The following is a 15384-nucleotide window of genomic DNA, read 5'->3' as shown; positions in this document are numbered from 1 at the left end:
ATAGGACAGCCACTACTTGCGAAAAAAACAGCCGCCATTCTGCACAGAACCCTATCTGAAATGATTTCCAATAAGTACCTGGCCAGTTGGTTTCGCATATTCTGGCGAGTGGATTTTTTCATCCTTCAAGGCGCAACGACGGGCGCGTAGCCATAGCTACGCAACCAGAGTTGGAACGCAGAAGGGTGGAAAAAGCCGCCGTCCAGAATATGCGAAACCAACTGGTTAGGTACTTAAGTGAATTCATTCGATTAATGACATACCCATCCTTACAATAACGGGCAATATTTGTGAGGACAGTTTATGAGACACTCGATTCTCGACATCTTCTGGCGCTTTCTGGTGCTGGGTTGCTACTCCTTCGGGGGACCCACAGCCCACATTGGCTACTTTCATAAAGAGTTTGTAGGACGTCGCAAATGGCTCAGCGAAAGAGATTACGCTGACACCGTAGCCCTCTGCCAGATGCTGCCCGGACCGGCCAGCAGTCAGGTAGGAATGAGCATAGGTTTTGAACGTGCCGGCCTGCCGGGTGCTGTGGCCGCATTCCTGGGTTTCACCCTTCCTTCTGCCCTGATCATGATCCTGCTGGCTCTGGGCTACAGTGAGATATCCGGCATCCCTGCCGCTATGGGAATGCTACAGGGCATCAAGCTGTTTGCCGTTGCTGTCGTGGCGGATGCCCTCATCAAAATGGGCAAATCATTATGTCCGGATCGTCCCAGGGTGACATTAGCGGTGTTGTCAGCAGGGATCATGTTGCTGCTTCCCCATGTATTCACCCAGATTGGGGTGATTTTTGTGGCGGCAGCCTGTGGATTCGTCATCTACAAAGATCAGTCTGCTCATGACGACCATGCCCGGGTTAAAGGCAGCAAACGACAGGCCTTTGCTGCACTGGTTCTTTTTCTTGCCGGCCTTATCTTGCTGCCTTTCTTTGCAGATATGTCAGACTCTACCAGCCTGAGCTTGTTTGGCAGTTTCTATCGCGCCGGTGCCTTGGTGTTTGGCGGCGGTCATGTTGTTCTGCCGATGCTTCAGGCTGAAGTTGTACATCCCGGCGGTGTTACTCCGGACGCTTTCCTGGTTGGCTACAGTGCCGCCCAGGCAGTACCTGGCCCTATGTTTGCTTTGGCTCCTTTTCTGGGCGGTGTATACGGCGATAGCTACAGTATTTCCAATGCACTGGCCGCTCTGTTGGGTATTTTTGCTCCCTCTTTCCTTCTGCTGGCAGCGGCCTGGCCCTTCTGGAATCGTCTGAAAGCCATGCCAAAGCTGAGAGCCGCTATCAATGGCATTAATGCGGCGGTGGTAGGCTTGCTTCTGGCAGCCTTTTACAATCCGGTGATTACTCTGGCCATCAAGGATGCTCAGGATGTTGCCCTGGCATTGTTGGCTTATCTGCTTCTGGCTGTCTGGAAGCTGCCAATTGCCTGGATGGTTCCCCTTTTTGCAGGCATTGGTTTTCTGTTGATCTGAAACTGAGCAGACACTTCCGGGGAACTTTTCACTCCCCGGAGACTCTAAACTATATAAGCTTTTGGAGGGTACGATTATGCAATTCGTGGTGTTCTGGGATATCAACTGGCTGAAGGAACGACTGAGAAAGAAGCCTCTCTCTGGTCGGGAAACTTACCTCTATGCGATATGCTGGCTGGCATTTCTAACCCTGGCTTTTTTTCCTGGAAGCATCAATGACCGCTCTGCCCATTCAGTCTGGCTTGAGGCCATAGAGCTCTTGATTCCTGTCATTGCTATCTTTTACGCCTGGCTCTGCAACGGGGGTCTTCAGGGAGAACAGTTCTGGACCCGACTGATTTCAATAGGTTGGGTCGTCACCATGAGAGCGTTGGTGTTCAGCCTGCCGATCTTTTTAATATTGGCTTTTGCACCCATGGAACAGTCAGAGCTTATTTTTGAATCCGTCGCCACATTGGTGAGTTTATTCATAATCTGGCGGCTGGGGAGTCATATCGAAGGACTAAGGGAAGTCAATATGACTAAAAAAACTTCCCTGTGAGCGGATGTTTTACTGTTACTTTTCATTCTCGAGAGTCTTGATTCTGGCTCTCACCTGCCTTATGTCCCGCCACAGTTGAAAGCTTTCTGCAGGGTTCTTATACCACTTCAATTTGTCTTTTTGCTTAATCATATTGTTCAATACATCTTGTTCGTTAACTAATCTGACCTGACGCCCCCCCCATTCGACAGCCTGTGATGCAGTCTGATAAAACTCTTCTGCTTCATGCTTGACGGCATCAACAACCTTAACTGCGGCTTTTTTTATCTGATTCAGAGGACCCTTCTGTCTTGCTTTCCTTGCTTCGGCCATTCGGCTTCTTTGTTCCTTACGAATTTTTTCATTTTGAAGCTGGGCACTGGTTTTGGCATTTTCCGCCTGGGTTCTGAATTTTTGAGCTTGCTCTAGTGTGCACTGTTGCGCAACGTTCGACCTGTACTGTCCAGCCTGTTTTTCCAGATGATCAGCTTGAGCCAAAAAGAATTCTTTTGACTCCTTCAGGATGGGTTTGCCATCGACAGCCTCAGCTGCTCGATGATCATATCGCCCGACCTGCTTGCCTTTGACCTTGTTCGAACTCTGTGAAGTTGAAGCTCCCACCAAGCCTTTGAGAAAATTTACTGGTCCAGCCATGGCTCATGATCCTCCTTGAAAGCTGAAAATACCTTACATCTAACTATCGACGATTTTCAGGTTTCTTCCATCACTGGACAGTGTTTAGAGAAATTCTTCTCCCATACCTTCGGCAAAAACGTTATATTATAACAACCTCAATCAGTTTCAGATGTCATGACCAAAGCAATCCCTACTAACCTGATTACCGGCTTCCTCGGATCCGGTAAAACTACTGCGATCCTTCATCTTCTTGCCAACAAGCCCAGAGAAGAAACCTGGGGTGTGCTGGTGAATGAGTTTGGAGAAATCGGCATCGATGGCGCCATAATGTCGGGCAAAGGCGCAGTTGTCCGGGAAGTGCCCGGTGGCTGCATGTGCTGCGTGGCCGGGCTGCCCATGCAGATAGGGTTGAATATGCTGATTGCCCGCAGCAAACCAGACCGTATTCTGATCGAACCCACAGGACTGGGGCATCCGGAGCAGATTCTGCAGACGCTGTCAGGTGAGCACTATTGCGATGTACTCGATCTGAAAGCCAGTATCTGTCTGGTGGACCCCCGGAATCTGAAAGACCAGCGGTATCTGGATAACGAAAATTTTCAGGATCAGATCGCTCTGGCAGACGTTATCGTGGCCAATAAGACCGACTGTTGTGAGGATTCCGACAAAGAGCGTTTTGACAACTTCTGCAGCTCTATGGAAAACAAAACATTCAAAACAGCCTGGGTAGCCCATGGCGCACTGGAGCAGCAATGGCTAGATCTTCCCAAAGGTCATCAGGTCGCTCTGCACCCGGATGCGCATCACTCACACAGCGCCATGCCCGAAACCGCTCCCCTGCAACTGCCCGATGGTGAGCTGTTTATCCGGCGAGAGAACAAGGGACAGGGCCATTTCAGCTGCGGCTGGCTGTACAGTTCAATGCTGGTGTTTTCCTTCGATGCACTGTTTCATCTCTTCAACAGCATACCCGCCAAACGTCTGAAAGCTGTGGTTAATACCCATCTCGGGCCAAGGGCATTTAATGCCCAGGATGGAGTAGTCAGCATCATGGAACTGGAAGAATGCGATAACAGTCGGATTGAGGTGATTCACAACGAACCTCTGGCATGGGATGAGATTGAAGAGTTATTGTGCCAGGCGGCAGGATTGGTGCCCGATTCAGAGTGAAGGCTTTACCAGTTACAAAAACGGGACCTCCATGAGATCCCGTTTCCAGAAAGTGTTGTGTTTCATCTGGATAATAAGCTTGCCAGAATCAAGCGCCGCAGCACTTCTTGTATTTTTTACCACTGCCACAGGGGCAAGGATCATTGCGACCAATTTTGGTAACAGAAACCGGATCTGGCGTTTCCGTAATGGCTTCCCAACGGGTGCGAACTCCCAAGTCAATGGAAGCCAGCTCCCTGGCTACAGAGGGCACTGCAGACAGCATCTTGCCAATGTCAGGCCCCCCCGGTTTTTTGGCTTTATCCATTAGCTGCTCAGGGTTGGACCAGACGCTGAGGAGAATGGTGCAGGCTGTCCAGGATTCTTCCAGCTCTTTCATGGCCTGGTGCTGGAATATTTCTTCCCAGAAGTTCACCAGCATGGCATTGGCTTCACCGAAACCTTTGGACCACTTTTGAAGATTGGGGAACAACTCATCTTCCGGCGTTTCTGACAGACAGTCTTCAGGAATGATATCCAGCCCCATTGCAGCAGTCCGCTCAATCGTGTCGCAAAGATTAAACAATATACGGTGAGCGTCTTTTTCCTGCTGCGCATCCGTAAAAGCAGGTGTTTCACCAAAGATTTTTTTAAACCAGCGGTTGGGTGGCACCGGTTGAGGCGAGCCCCAGATACCAAACAGGAAACCTTCCAATTCCTGATAGGACATCTGGCCATACTCAGACAGCATGGTTGCCAATGTTGCCTTCTGGGCATCGTCAAAACGCCAGTCAGGAATGAAGGAACGGGTTTCTCTCAAACCCAGCTCAATCTCCACGTCCTCAATATCACCATGAACCTCACGATCAACTTTACCACGCTCAAAAGCATCGCGGATGACTTTAGCTGCTTCTTTGCCGTGCAGATCGATCAGGGCACCGACCAAGGCCGTATTCAGATAGTTCCCATCATCTTCCCTGTCTTCCAGAAGCTGCTGAAGGCCTGCTACTGTGCTTTCACGATCCGCGTCATGGTAAGTCGCATTCCAGCGCAGAGACTCTATAGCCAGATCCCGGGCATCTTCATTTTCCCCGGTGTTTCTGGCAATGCTCCAAAGGCGATCAGTGGCCACTTTACCAAGACGACCGACCACAGAAGGCAGATACTCTGAAATCACAAAATGTTCATCATCTTTGTAGAACAGCTCCAGCAGAGGTTCTACCGCTTCTTTTGCCTGCAGAATACCCAGAACTCTCCAGGCATGAACGGGTGACCAGACGGTATCGGCATCGTCATGATCAAAGAAGGTCCAGTCCTGAGCCAACTTCAACAGCTCCGGGATGTGCGACTCATTAAATTCAAAACGGCTATAATCCGTCCAATCCTGCCAGTCGCAGTGGCCCAGACCAAGAAGTTCAGAAATAGGAGAGGTATAAGGACTCATGGAGATATCCGAAGGTGATCCGTACAGAAAGGCACGCAATCATAGTAGATCAGTTCAACTAATCCAACATCCTCGAGCTCCTTCAGAATAAATACTCCGGAGAGATTATGACGCTCATTCAAACTAACGTCTGAGAATAGCAATCCAGCGGCCAAGATTGAGCAGGCTGCCCAGCGCCGCAGCAACATAAGTCATGGCAGCCGCTTTTAATACCTCTCTGGCAGCAGGCATATCTTTTTCTGACAGGTAACCCTCCGCCAGAATGGGCAGGGCTTTTTTAAAGCTGGCATCCAGTTCAACGGGCAAATTGATCAGTTGCACCCAGATGGCCGCTAGCATACCGGAGACACCGATCAAAACCGTTAGCAACATGCTGTGTGGAACCCGGGTCAGGGCGAAAATCAGTGGCGTAATCATCAGCGCCATGGCACTGAAACGCTCTATGGTTATGGCGAGACGTATCCGCCTCTGACGAAGCATAAATCCGGCATGTTTTTCCTGATGCTGAAGCGCATGTCCGGTTTCATGGGCCGCGACAGCAACTGCTGAAACTGAACGTCCATCGTAGTTTTCCGGAGAAAGCGAAATCAGCCACTCTTCCGGGTTATAGAAGTCTTCTCCCTGGCTGCCTTTGACAACCTTTACGCCCTCAAGGCCAAAGCGTTCCACAAGATGTTCAACCAGCTCGCCACCGGTTCCCTGGAGATCCGGACGATCACTGCTATGTAGTCTGATTGTTCGCTTTACCCAGATCTGGGGACCAAACACCAGAACAAGAATCAACAACCCCAGGATGACAAAGACCATTCCATGCTCTCCAATCCATTGATAATGTTTTAGCTTGGAAATTTCGTAAACTATCGAGCTTTTCGCTCAGCCATTCTCTTGATTTGCAGCGTTTTTATACGCTTTCAGGATTAAAAAATGGCCTGTTCACGTACCACGTCGGCGATCACTTTCAAGACGACCAGGGCCAGAATCAGCCTTGGGGCCCAATGCATATTTTTTACATCTTTAAAGAATTGCAGCATGTTTTTCAGCCCATATTACCGCTTACTGTTTGTGAAAAGGTCTTTCATAATGAAAAATAATTTCACTTTTTCACTTGTGGCTGAGAAGCTTTATATCATATCTCGGCTGCCAGCTCATATAAGTGTCCGTCGCTGGCGTGGTTCAATGGCGGTATATTTCTATCTCTGCTGTTTGCTAAAATCCTGACCTGAATCGGGAAGCCTGGCATTATTGGCCGATCTGGTTTCTGAATCCTTGCCTCACTCCAGAATCTGCTTTTCATGGCTATATCGAATTTTGCCCCTGAGTATAATCACCGAGCCGTGTCCAGCCTTCTGCTGGATATCGCTGTTCTGCTTACGTCATCCGGTGCACATACTGACAGGGTTGATCGTAATATACGACGAATATCTTATGCCCTGGGATATGACATTGAACTATTCTTCTCCTTTGCCGGGATTACTTTGACTCTATCTGATCGAGAGAGCCCCCACCTTCAACACACTGCTTTTAAAAGAGTTGGCCATTACGCTGTAAACCTCAGTGTGGTATCCGCCATCAGTCGAATGAGTTGGAAAGTCGCTTTTGAAAACTGGCCCATGACCGACATTGCCATAGAAATAGAGCGCATCCGAAGCATTCCTCATTACCCAAAAATGGTATTGCTGGTCATGATAACTCTGGCAGGTATGGCCTTTTGTCGACTGGCCGGCGGAGAAGTTCTGGCCATGCTGCTGGCAGGTGCGGCAACAGCCATTGGCTTTACAGCCCGAAATATATTGCTGGCCAAGGGTTATAACCTTGCCCTGACCGTTGTCGCTGCTGGCTTTATCGCCAGTACTATCAGTGGACTGGGTCTGGTGTTTCACTGGGGAGATTCTCCGGAAATAGCTGTAGCCACTTCCGTTCTTTTTTTGATTCCGGGCGTGCCGCTGATCAACAGTATTATTGATCTCATGCATGGCTATATTATTGTCGGACAGGCACGCGCCACGCAGGGCATTGTTATCGCATTTGCCATTGCCACAGGTATCGTCATCAGCTCCGCACTGTTGGGAGTTCATCAATAATGAGCGGCTTGCTGTTAGAAAAGTGTCTTTGGGCTGCTCTGGTCGCCATGGGCTATGCTACGCTGTTCACTTCGCCTATTCGGGCATTCTGGGCTTCAGCTTTTCTGGCTGCCCTGGGATACGGGCTGAGAGGTGTAGCCCTGCAGTTTGGTCTCGATTTACTGACATCCACACTGCTGGCATCATGCACCATGGGCTTGCTGTCGATTCAGTTAGCACATTGGGTGCACACGCCTACTACTGTTTTTATGGCACCCGCTGTTATTCCGATGGTGCCGGGCGTCTATGCCTATAGAAGCATTATGGGGCTTATGGAGATGAGCCAGGCCACCACCTTCTCAAGCGATCTTTTAATGCAAACCGTCAGCTATGGGTTGAATACACTATTTATTCTTTTATCCCTCGCCGTCGGCGTCACCATTCCATCTCTGCTCTTTAAGAATCGCAGTGTCAAAGACATCCGTTTCCTGAAATCCCGTCGCACAAGAGTCTAATTTCTCATAAGTAGCTGGTTAAGTTGTCATCCAGGGAGTGTCAGGCAGTTTATCGAGATTCTGCTCATATCTGTTCAGATTGAAAGTCGCATCATTTTGAATCACATCGATAATCTCGACCGAAAGGGCGCAGGCAATATAGTCCATGGCTTCCTGTCTATCCATACCCGTCATGGTCAGCCTGAGCAGTGTCTCTTTAACCCTTGTGGGGTTATTCCCGGTCAGCTGGTTTTCTACGATTTCCAGCAAATGCGCCTCAGTGACCAGATCATCATCAATCATGGCAGTTTTCCGATTATTAAATGGGGTAATCTTAGCGTTTTACCTTATCGATTGGCAGCCTGACGATGACTGAAATGGTTGAAATTCCGGAAGACTATTATCTAACCAACTTCCTGTCACTGCTGGATTTTGTTAATCATCATTATGAAGACCTGTTGGTGGATGATGAAAATAGTTTTCTCAGCTGTTTCCATGCTGCCTCTGAACCTGCCCGGCGTCTCTATGTACGTCTGATTTGCAGAAAGGGCCCCTTGTTCCGCTCAGACTTATTGAAGTATCCGGAAATATTGGCCATAACCCCGGCAGCCCGTGAGCTTGAGAAGCTGGGGCTACTGGCTGTTAATCCTGATATTAACGTCTCGGAACTGGTTCAACTTGGCACCAAGCCAGAGCTCTTGAAGTGGTTCAGCTCAGTCAGTGGCATTGCTTCGAAGTTGAAAAGACCTGAACTTGTTGAACGGATTGTGGCTGAAGTCTCTCAGTCACCCGATCTGCCTTTTGATATTTATAAGCCTCTTTTCGCCGAACAGGTTCAGAATCTACAATTCCTGTTTTTTGGTAATCTCCATCAGAATCTGAACGAATTTGTGCTGCAAGACCTGGGACTTTATAAGTTTGAAAATTACCCTCTGGAAAAAAGCAATCGACTATTCAAAACCCGGCAGGAATTAAACGACGCTTTACAACTATCTAAGTTAGGCATTCTCGCTTATGAAGCAGAGTTTGATAAAGACTCTCAAGCCCTTTGCCATTTACAAAATGAACTCCCCGCCCCACCTGCCAGCCCCATTCTAAAAAGACGCTTCAGCCGCCTGGTCAACCGGATCGCCAGAGAATTGGAGCGTAAAGAACGGTTCGATGAAGCTCTGAGCCTGTTTGCACAATCAAACCTGCCGCCAGCTCTGGAAAGAATGGCTCGTATCCACCATAAGCTTGGAGAGATAAAAGCCAGCGAAACGATTTGCACCCATATTCTGAAACAACCTGCCAGCGATATGGAGCTGGAGTTTGCCAAACGATTCATCAGAAAATTAAAGAGGGAGAAAGCCTTACGAAAACAATCCCGTTTTTCTGAAAAACGCCTTTCCCTACCTGATAGCAGCGAAAGGGTTGAATTTCAGGTGCAAAAACACTTTCAGAATAATGGCTGGAAAACATTCTATGTAGAAAATACTCTGATCTGTGGGCTGGCAGGTCTGCTGTTCTGGGACATTCTGTTTACCGATATTCCAGATGCCTTTTTTCATCCTTTCCAGAGTGCGCCTGCTGACTTATCGACCCCCGACTTTTACCGTAAACGACAGAATTTGTTTGAAAAAAGATTCAGACAACTGAAAACGTCTGATGTGACCCGGGAGGCTCTGACTATTTATCAACAAAAGCGGGGCATTTCCAACCGTTTAATCTATTGGCCCGGGCTTTCAGAAGAGTTAATCACGCTTGCCTGCGACCTGATACCCTGGCCTCACCTGAAAGCCATGCTGGAAAAACTGGTTTTCGACTTTGCCCATAATCGTACTGGCTTTCCCGACTTGATTCTTTTTCAGCCAGAAACCCGGGAGTATCGATGGGTAGAAGTAAAAGGCCCTGGTGACCGACTTCAGGACAATCAGAAACGCTGGCTTTCATTTTTTTCCGAACACGATATACCGGCTGAAGTTATGTATTTGGATTGGCAGTAGTCAGAATGGTGTCATGACCATCGCCGAGATCAGCCTCTTTGGCTACAGCACACTAACACTTGACCGACTTTCCTTTTATCGTGGTCAGGCTTAAATGCTTTTTCAGAGTCCGGTTTCTGAAAAGATTTCCTCTTCCCCGTCCGACGCTGAGGTATTTCTTTGATAAGCTGGTGGAGGGTTTGCAGGTGCAGTTAGGGTGGATCGACTGTCTCTTTCTTCATAGGGTGGCGGTTGCATTGAAATAATGGGCGGATAAGAATGGCTACCGGCATCTTCATCAGCCCGGAGTAAACCCTGAAGCACGGGAGTACTTCCAGGCTGGTCTGTTACTGGCAAATGTCTGCGACAAACATCATCTGCCTCAGTTATACGACGACACCGGATACTGCAGCCATCGTTCCGATATGCACTGACAGCTAGGTAAGCCAGACAACCAATACTGGAGCCAGTAATGCCACCGATAATAAGTCCTGTGGGACTGGTTCCGCTTCCAATAGTGGCAATACTCCCTATAAGGAAACCAACAGCACCTCCAAGGCCTGTAGAAATTCCAGTACAAATCCCGTGTCTTCGAGCACTTTGCAACGTCGGGTCCTGGCAAATACATTCTACTATTGTTGCACTTCCTGCTACCTGCATAACATCCTACCCACATTAATGATTTATGTTGTCATTATTCAATTGGACTAAAGTATCTGAAAAAAGTTCCTCAGTTTTTGTCAGAAAACATCCAGAGCCTTTGAGAGTGAGTTAATACTTTAAATGCTTTTTCAAACCGTAGTTTCTGAAGAAGTTTCCTCTTGCCCATCCGACGCTGAATCATGTCTTTGGTAGGGTGGCGGAGGATCTGCAGGTGTGGTCAGGGTGGCTCGACTGTCTCTTTCTTCATAGGGTGGCGGTTGCATTGAAATAATGGGCGGATAAGAGTGGCTACCGGCGTCTTCATCAGCACGGAATGACCCCTGAAGCATGGGGTTGCTTCCGGGTTGGTTCATTACTGGCAGGTGTCTGTGACAAGCGACGTTTGTCTCAGTTATACGACGGCAGCGGATAGTGCAGCCTTCAGTCCGGTATGCACTACAAGCCGCGTAAGACAGGCCACCAAGACAGCAACCAGAAGAGCATCCGATAAGAAATCCTGCGTAAGTACTTGCGGTTGCGAGAGGCAGCACATTCCCGGTGAAGCCGGCAATCAGGCCTCCACAACATGCAGAAGTTCCGCCAAGAATGCCGTGTTTTCGAGCAGTTTTCGTCGTTGGGTCTGGGCAAATACATTCTAATATTGTTGCACTTCCTGATACCTGCATAACATCCTACCTCCATTAATGATTTATGTTGTTATTACTTTATTGGACTAAGGTGCATTAAAAAAGTTCCACAGTTTTTGTCAGAAAAATGAATTTTTCTCTCTGTCAACAATCACGGAGCAGCGGGGATCATTGCTTAGTGCCAGACAGGCACAGTCTCTGATATGTGATGCAGAGAATAGCGTGGCTGAACCCGAAAAGGTTCATTATTCGGTGTCAACGGGGACAATCAATGAAATGGCGCTCTCGTAGGGAATCGAACCCCAATCTCAGCCTCCGGAGGGCCGCGTGTTATCCGTTACACCACGAGAGCATCGTCTGGCGTAGCCTCGACAGGGCTGAGGCAGGTTAGAATCCCTGTCCAGCTGAGCTACGACTGTTTGAAAGCCAATTGACTTCAGGGCTTTCAGCGGAGGCCAATATTACTGATCAGCTTCCTGCCTGTCTATGGCTTTTTGCCGCAAATACGGTTTTAGACACTGGTATCTCAAGCTGAACAGGTTTTGGCGGATTCGTCAACTGTCAGCTAATAACCTTTCCTGGCAGCCGGGGTCCTGCATGCATAAGCGTGTCTTGTCTGGTGGAAATACCTGTGACCAACCTTTTTTGCTTTTTCAAACGCCCTATCCGAGGTGACGTAAGATTCAGCATTTGCCATGAACTCAGGGAACTGATGGGAAAAGATGAAATCTGATCTGGACGAACATGACACTGCCTTCTATACATCAAGCACAAATCTCAAAGCAGCACTTAATCACAAATTCAGGGACTGCCAAGTAGATGCATTCCTGTGGATTTTTTTGTGACGCTTGCTCTCTTTATTAAAATCAAAATGGTGTAGCTGTTTATGCGCTTGTTTATTTTTTTAGTTTTCAACTTAATTTTAACAATAGGGTACGCTGACGTATGTCCAATTTGTCTGCATGAAATTATCAGTGGTCAGCAAAGTACCAGCCTTTGTTGCGGACATGATTTTCATAAGGATTGTATAGAGACATTGCGATCAAATCATCGTGATCTGTTATGCCCGGTTTGCAGGCAGCGATCCCGAGTACACCATGGTGCAAGTTCGGGAGATCATAGTGTTTGTTTTGGGCAAGAACCTGCGGTTGAGGCACTTTCCAGACCAGAGCTTCAGGCAAATATGATTGTCGAGCTACAAAACAAACCGGCTAGTCCTAAGTTATTATCTGCAGCAGCTCTATTTGTACAATCACAACTCCATTGTCCACCAAGAGACGATAATGACAGAAGATTATACAAAACATTACTTGATTTGTTCTTTCAGCGTTTTTCAGAGTTAAGCGAAGCCGATCGGTGGAAATCAGTAGAAGCTTTTCGAATGATAATGGATATAACATGCAAGCCAGAGACACAGACTCAGACAGAGAATCAGACAGAGACAGAGACTCGGACAGAAACTCAGACTCAGACAATGACAGTGACAGTGACAGAGACAGAGACAGAGACAGTGACAGAGGCAGAGACAGAGTCAGAGACACAATGACAGCTGATTTTATTTAGCAAAATCGCCGTCAACCCTCGCCCAATCGAGGGTGTCGCAAATAAAGAAGCACCAATGTTTATATTTCGACAAATAGTTCAATACAATCAATCTGTTAAACAATTAGCTGATATGACAAACGTTTTGTTCTATAATCCGCGTTGCTTAAAAACAATTCGGTTGCTGGCGGTGCCCTGAGCACACAATAATAAGATCATCTCAATGGTTTATTCAGGTCCACCAGATCTAACCATAAGCAGCATAAGCGTTGAGATGCCTGACGTAGCCAAGTGCCACTGGCCAATTACAGTAAATTGTGCCACTGACTCATTACATGGTGCCGCGGGCCTTTGTCGATATAGGGGATAAGTGAGTGTCTCGGGTAACTCAAATACGTACGTTAATTGCCTTGGTCGGAGGCCTGTTTTCCGCCCTGGCGTTCGCCAAGCCTGTTGAGCTGGATGATATTTCCCGTAAAGAAGTAGCCGAGCGCATCGCTCCTCTTGGCTCTGTGTGTCTTGAAGGTGAAGACTGTGCTGCCAATGCCGGCGCCACTGCCAGCACCGCCAGTGGTCCTCGTTCCGGTGAGCAGATCTTCAACCAGTTCTGTACTGCCTGCCATACTTCCGGTCTGCTTGGCGCTCCCAAGAAAGGCGACAAGGCTGTCTGGGAAACCAAACTGGCTGCAGCGGGTGATTTCAGCAAGCTGCTGGGTAATGCCATCAAAGGTGTCGGCAGCATGCCTCCAAAAGGAACCTGTGGAGATTGCTCTGACGAAGAGATCAGCAACGCCATTGAATTCATGAGTGGTCTCAAGCCCTGATACGCTTCAGTGTTGTCAGCTTCACTGGCTCTCAGGCCAGTGGACTGACAAAGCCTTCCGGCTTAACAGCCAGAATTGAACAGTAGATATTGTTCAGAATATTCTCAGCCGTATTCCCCATCAGTACTCCACGGGCATGACGGCTCAGAGTTCCCATAACGATCAGATCCACATTAATTTCGTTGGCCAAATTCTCTATTTCTCTGGCAGCGTTGCCTTTCAACAGGTGTACTTTTACCCTGTCAGATTCAGGATCAATGCCCGCATCAACCAGTGTCTTATCCAGTCTCTGCTGATAGCGCTGATGAGTGCTCTCCTGAAGATCATAGATCTCCTCATCACCCAACATCCTCAATGCAGGCTGGTTCAACGGCAGGTTCCAGACTGTCACTATATGCAGCTCAGCGTCTTCCTGACTGCTGAGATAGTGACCATGAAGGAGCAGATTTCTATTCAGGGCCACCGCATCAGAGTCCGGGTCACCGACATCGACCGCTACCAGAATCTTGCCGGTGAAATCAGGCAGCTGATCCCTGCAGGCCATCATCAATACAGGGACCGGACATTTTCTTAGCAGCGCCAGGTCATTACCTGTTAACTGATTACGAACCAATGCCCCAGAGGGATCTGCAAGCTTGATAACCAGGTCTACACCAAATTCTTCAATTAAACCCGCAATAAGCTGTCTTGGCTTGCCAGCAACAATATGAACTTCGGCTTCGATGCCTTCTTCCCACGCCAGTTGCCTGAACTTCTCGGCATCCAGTTCCAACTGCTTTCTCATGGCAGCCTCCAGCTTGCTTTCCAGAGGTATGAACTGAAGCTTGCGCATAATTTCCAGGCTTTGATCAAAAAAGGCCATAATAAGCCTGGCGTGGTTATCAGCCACCAGCCTGAAGGCCTGTCTTAACTCGAGCTCGCTGGTATGACTTCTGGTAATGGCCACCATAACGGTCTTGAAAGCATGCATAGTCAACCCCATACAGTTCGCATCGGGCTTGTCGAATTACGTGCCGCCATCCTGCGACAAGCTCAGAACGAACGAAGTGTGTATATCAGTTCCTGGCTGCACCGGAAGCAAGACTCCAGAAAACGCCTCAGATCATCTCACCAATAACCGGAATAATAGACAGCACCAGTAAAAGCGCCATAGTGATGTTAAATGCCCTTTGATAAGACGGCTGTTGCAACACCTTTTTCAGACGAACACCAAAAAATAACCAGACGCCTACGCAGGGAATCGCAGCGACCAGAAAGGCCAGGGCAATGACAATCACTTGCAGAAATACATCTCCGGACACTGTTGTATAAGCAGCCACGGCACCTGTCGCCATAATCCATGCCTTCGGGTTTACCCACTGAAACAGGGCTGACTGTATAAAAGTCAGTGGTCTGGACTTGCCGCCATTTAAATCGGCAGGTGCAGACTTTGCGATGAGCCAGGCAAGGTATAGAAGATAAGCGACACCCAGAACCTTGATAATATCGTGAAGCACTGGAAAAAGATCAAACACCGCCCCCAGCCCCAAACCCACAAACAACACCATCAGAGGAAAGCCAAGACAGATGCCCAAAAAATGGGGGATGCTCTGTCGGGTGCCATAATTCATCCCCGAGGTCATGATCATGACATTATTGGGTCCCGGAGTAATCGTACTGGAAAAAGCAAAAGCCAGCAGGGGCCACAAAACGATGCTCAACTCGCCACTCATTATGAAACTCCCGATACTGTTATCTGGCCTTTGAGGAAGAGTACAGCGGCTCCACGCAGCAACACCCTGTCCTCAACCCATTCACACCCCAGCTCCCCCGTTCTTCGGGAAATCTGTTCAGCTTTGAGTGTTCTTTTGCCCAATAGTCCAGACCAATAAGGAGTTAGCATAGTATGAGCTGAACCGGTGACCGGATCTTCTTTATGAATGGGAAGCACTTTCATTATTTGTTCCTTTCTTCGGTTGTCCGATCAAAAACGATTTGGACTCT

At 48.3% G+C, this 15384-nt stretch carries 15 protein-coding genes, 1 tRNA gene and 2 pseudogenes; 8 read left to right on the top strand and 10 right to left on the bottom strand.

The window, feature by feature from the left end; all coding sequences use genetic code 11:
* Positions 1–303: 303 nt before the first annotated feature.
* Together chrA and ACOJUN_RS11805 are read left to right on the top strand one after the other, a co-directional pair.
* On the top strand, positions 304–1479 hold the full coding sequence (gene chrA / locus ACOJUN_RS11810; protein ID WP_422136798.1) for a chromate efflux transporter: 1176 nt from the start codon (positions 304–306) through the stop codon (positions 1477–1479).
* 76 nt (positions 1480–1555) lie between these two features.
* A complete protein-coding gene (locus ACOJUN_RS11805) occupies positions 1556–2020 on the top strand; it encodes a hypothetical protein (RefSeq protein ID WP_422136797.1) in 465 nt (154 codons plus the stop codon).
* A 15-nt stretch (positions 2021–2035) separates the two neighbouring features.
* On the opposite strand, the gene ACOJUN_RS11800 is transcribed toward ACOJUN_RS11805, so the two are convergent.
* On the bottom strand, positions 2036–2653 hold the full coding sequence (locus ACOJUN_RS11800) for a hypothetical protein (protein ID WP_422136796.1): 618 nt from the start codon (positions 2651–2653) through the stop codon (positions 2036–2038).
* A gap of 156 nt (positions 2654–2809) precedes the next feature.
* Between ACOJUN_RS11800 and ACOJUN_RS11795 the strand changes: the two genes are divergently transcribed.
* Positions 2810–3805 carry a CobW family GTP-binding protein gene (locus tag ACOJUN_RS11795; protein WP_422136795.1) on the top strand — a complete coding sequence of 332 codons (996 nt, stop codon included), beginning with the start codon at positions 2810–2812 and terminating at the stop codon, positions 3803–3805.
* Positions 3806–3893: 88 nt separating this feature from the next.
* Here ACOJUN_RS11795 and ACOJUN_RS11790 read toward each other — a convergent pair.
* From ACOJUN_RS11790 to ACOJUN_RS11780, 3 genes and pseudogenes are all read right to left on the bottom strand, one after another.
* A pseudogene (locus tag ACOJUN_RS11790) lies at positions 3894–3962 on the bottom strand (SEC-C metal-binding domain-containing protein); the annotation flags it as partial.
* Positions 3963–4187: 225 nt separating this feature from the next.
* A pseudogene (locus ACOJUN_RS11785) lies at positions 4188–4535 on the bottom strand (UPF0149 family protein); the annotation flags it as partial.
* A gap of 816 nt (positions 4536–5351) precedes the next feature.
* Positions 5352–6035: a zinc metallopeptidase gene (locus ACOJUN_RS11780; protein ID WP_422136794.1), complete on the bottom strand. Its 684-nt coding sequence runs from the start codon at positions 6033–6035 to the stop codon at positions 5352–5354.
* Between the two features lie 485 nt (positions 6036–6520).
* Here ACOJUN_RS11780 and ACOJUN_RS11775 point away from each other — a divergent pair, with 485 nt between their 5' ends.
* Entirely contained in the window at positions 6521–7309 is a 789-nt protein-coding gene (locus tag ACOJUN_RS11775; protein ID WP_422136793.1) for a threonine/serine ThrE exporter family protein, read from the top strand.
* The gene (locus tag ACOJUN_RS11770) at positions 7309–7803 is read left to right on the top strand and encodes a threonine/serine exporter family protein (RefSeq protein WP_422136792.1); all 495 of its coding nucleotides are present in this window, start codon (positions 7309–7311) and stop codon (positions 7801–7803) included. The genes ACOJUN_RS11775 and ACOJUN_RS11770 overlap by 1 nt, the downstream gene beginning before the upstream one ends.
* A gap of 18 nt (positions 7804–7821) precedes the next feature.
* Here the strand turns inward: ACOJUN_RS11770 and ACOJUN_RS11765 are convergent, their stop codons facing one another.
* Positions 7822–8085, bottom strand: a complete 264-nt coding sequence (locus ACOJUN_RS11765; protein ID WP_422136791.1) for a hypothetical protein — start codon at positions 8083–8085, stop codon at positions 7822–7824.
* Positions 8086–8150: 65 nt separating this feature from the next.
* Here ACOJUN_RS11765 and ACOJUN_RS11760 point away from each other — a divergent pair, with 65 nt between their 5' ends.
* Positions 8151–9767, top strand: a complete 1617-nt coding sequence (locus tag ACOJUN_RS11760) for a VRR-NUC domain-containing protein (RefSeq protein ID WP_422136790.1) — start codon at positions 8151–8153, stop codon at positions 9765–9767.
* A gap of 770 nt (positions 9768–10537) precedes the next feature.
* Here ACOJUN_RS11760 and ACOJUN_RS11755 read toward each other — a convergent pair.
* Both ACOJUN_RS11755 and ACOJUN_RS11750 read right to left on the bottom strand, forming a co-directional pair.
* Positions 10538–10762: a hypothetical protein gene (locus ACOJUN_RS11755; protein ID WP_422136789.1), complete on the bottom strand. Its 225-nt coding sequence runs from the start codon at positions 10760–10762 to the stop codon at positions 10538–10540.
* 550 nt (positions 10763–11312) lie between these two features.
* Positions 11313–11387: transfer RNA gene (locus tag ACOJUN_RS11750), tRNA-Arg, on the bottom strand.
* A 534-nt stretch (positions 11388–11921) separates the two neighbouring features.
* Between ACOJUN_RS11750 and ACOJUN_RS11745 the strand changes: the two genes are divergently transcribed.
* Positions 11922–12581 carry an RING finger domain-containing protein gene (locus tag ACOJUN_RS11745; protein ID WP_422136788.1) on the top strand — a complete coding sequence of 220 codons (660 nt, stop codon included), beginning with the start codon at positions 11922–11924 and terminating at the stop codon, positions 12579–12581.
* Between the two features lie 370 nt (positions 12582–12951).
* Complete coding sequence (locus ACOJUN_RS11740) at positions 12952–13401, top strand: c-type cytochrome (RefSeq protein ID WP_422136787.1); 450 nt, start codon at positions 12952–12954, stop codon at positions 13399–13401.
* A 31-nt stretch (positions 13402–13432) separates the two neighbouring features.
* On the opposite strand, the gene ACOJUN_RS11735 is transcribed toward ACOJUN_RS11740, so the two are convergent.
* The 3 genes from ACOJUN_RS11735 to ACOJUN_RS11725 form a co-directional block, all read right to left on the bottom strand.
* On the bottom strand, positions 13433–14371 hold the full coding sequence (locus ACOJUN_RS11735) for a universal stress protein (protein ID WP_422136786.1): 939 nt from the start codon (positions 14369–14371) through the stop codon (positions 13433–13435).
* Between the two features lie 127 nt (positions 14372–14498).
* Positions 14499–15113, bottom strand: a complete 615-nt coding sequence (locus tag ACOJUN_RS11730) for a LysE family translocator (RefSeq protein ID WP_422136785.1) — start codon at positions 15111–15113, stop codon at positions 14499–14501.
* Positions 15113–15337 carry a PhzF family phenazine biosynthesis protein gene (locus tag ACOJUN_RS11725; protein WP_422136784.1) on the bottom strand — a complete coding sequence of 75 codons (225 nt, stop codon included), beginning with the start codon at positions 15335–15337 and terminating at the stop codon, positions 15113–15115. Before ACOJUN_RS11725 ends, ACOJUN_RS11730 begins: the two co-directional genes overlap by 1 nt.
* Between the last annotated feature and the right edge of the window lie 47 nt (positions 15338–15384).

Origin of the sequence: Endozoicomonas sp. ALD040 (assembly GCF_049275945.1) — a bacterium.
Classification (GTDB): domain Bacteria; phylum Pseudomonadota; class Gammaproteobacteria; order Pseudomonadales; family Endozoicomonadaceae; genus Endozoicomonas_A.
This window is presented reverse-complemented; position numbering and strand designations above follow the sequence as displayed.

Coding starts and splice junctions, on each gene's coding strand:
- chrA (WP_422136798.1), top strand. CDS start 304: ATGAGACACTCGATTCTCGACATCTTCTGGCGCTTTCTGGTGCTGGGT.
- ACOJUN_RS11805 (WP_422136797.1), top strand. CDS start 1,556: ATGCAATTCGTGGTGTTCTGGGATATCAACTGGCTGAAGGAACGACTG.
- ACOJUN_RS11800 (WP_422136796.1), bottom strand. CDS start 2,653: ATGGCTGGACCAGTAAATTTTCTCAAAGGCTTGGTGGGAGCTTCAACT.
- ACOJUN_RS11795 (WP_422136795.1), top strand. CDS start 2,810: ATGACCAAAGCAATCCCTACTAACCTGATTACCGGCTTCCTCGGATCC.
- ACOJUN_RS11780 (WP_422136794.1), bottom strand. CDS start 6,035: ATGGTCTTTGTCATCCTGGGGTTGTTGATTCTTGTTCTGGTGTTTGGT.
- ACOJUN_RS11775 (WP_422136793.1), top strand. CDS start 6,521: ATGGCTATATCGAATTTTGCCCCTGAGTATAATCACCGAGCCGTGTCC.
- ACOJUN_RS11770 (WP_422136792.1), top strand. CDS start 7,309: ATGAGCGGCTTGCTGTTAGAAAAGTGTCTTTGGGCTGCTCTGGTCGCC.
- ACOJUN_RS11765 (WP_422136791.1), bottom strand. CDS start 8,085: ATGATTGATGATGATCTGGTCACTGAGGCGCATTTGCTGGAAATCGTA.
- ACOJUN_RS11760 (WP_422136790.1), top strand. CDS start 8,151: ATGACTGAAATGGTTGAAATTCCGGAAGACTATTATCTAACCAACTTC.
- ACOJUN_RS11755 (WP_422136789.1), bottom strand. CDS start 10,762: ATGAACCAACCCGGAAGCAACCCCATGCTTCAGGGGTCATTCCGTGCT.
- ACOJUN_RS11745 (WP_422136788.1), top strand. CDS start 11,922: ATGCGCTTGTTTATTTTTTTAGTTTTCAACTTAATTTTAACAATAGGG.
- ACOJUN_RS11735 (WP_422136786.1), bottom strand. CDS start 14,371: ATGCATGCTTTCAAGACCGTTATGGTGGCCATTACCAGAAGTCATACC.
- ACOJUN_RS11730 (WP_422136785.1), bottom strand. CDS start 15,113: ATGAGTGGCGAGTTGAGCATCGTTTTGTGGCCCCTGCTGGCTTTTGCT.
- ACOJUN_RS11725 (WP_422136784.1), bottom strand. CDS start 15,337: ATGAAAGTGCTTCCCATTCATAAAGAAGATCCGGTCACCGGTTCAGCT.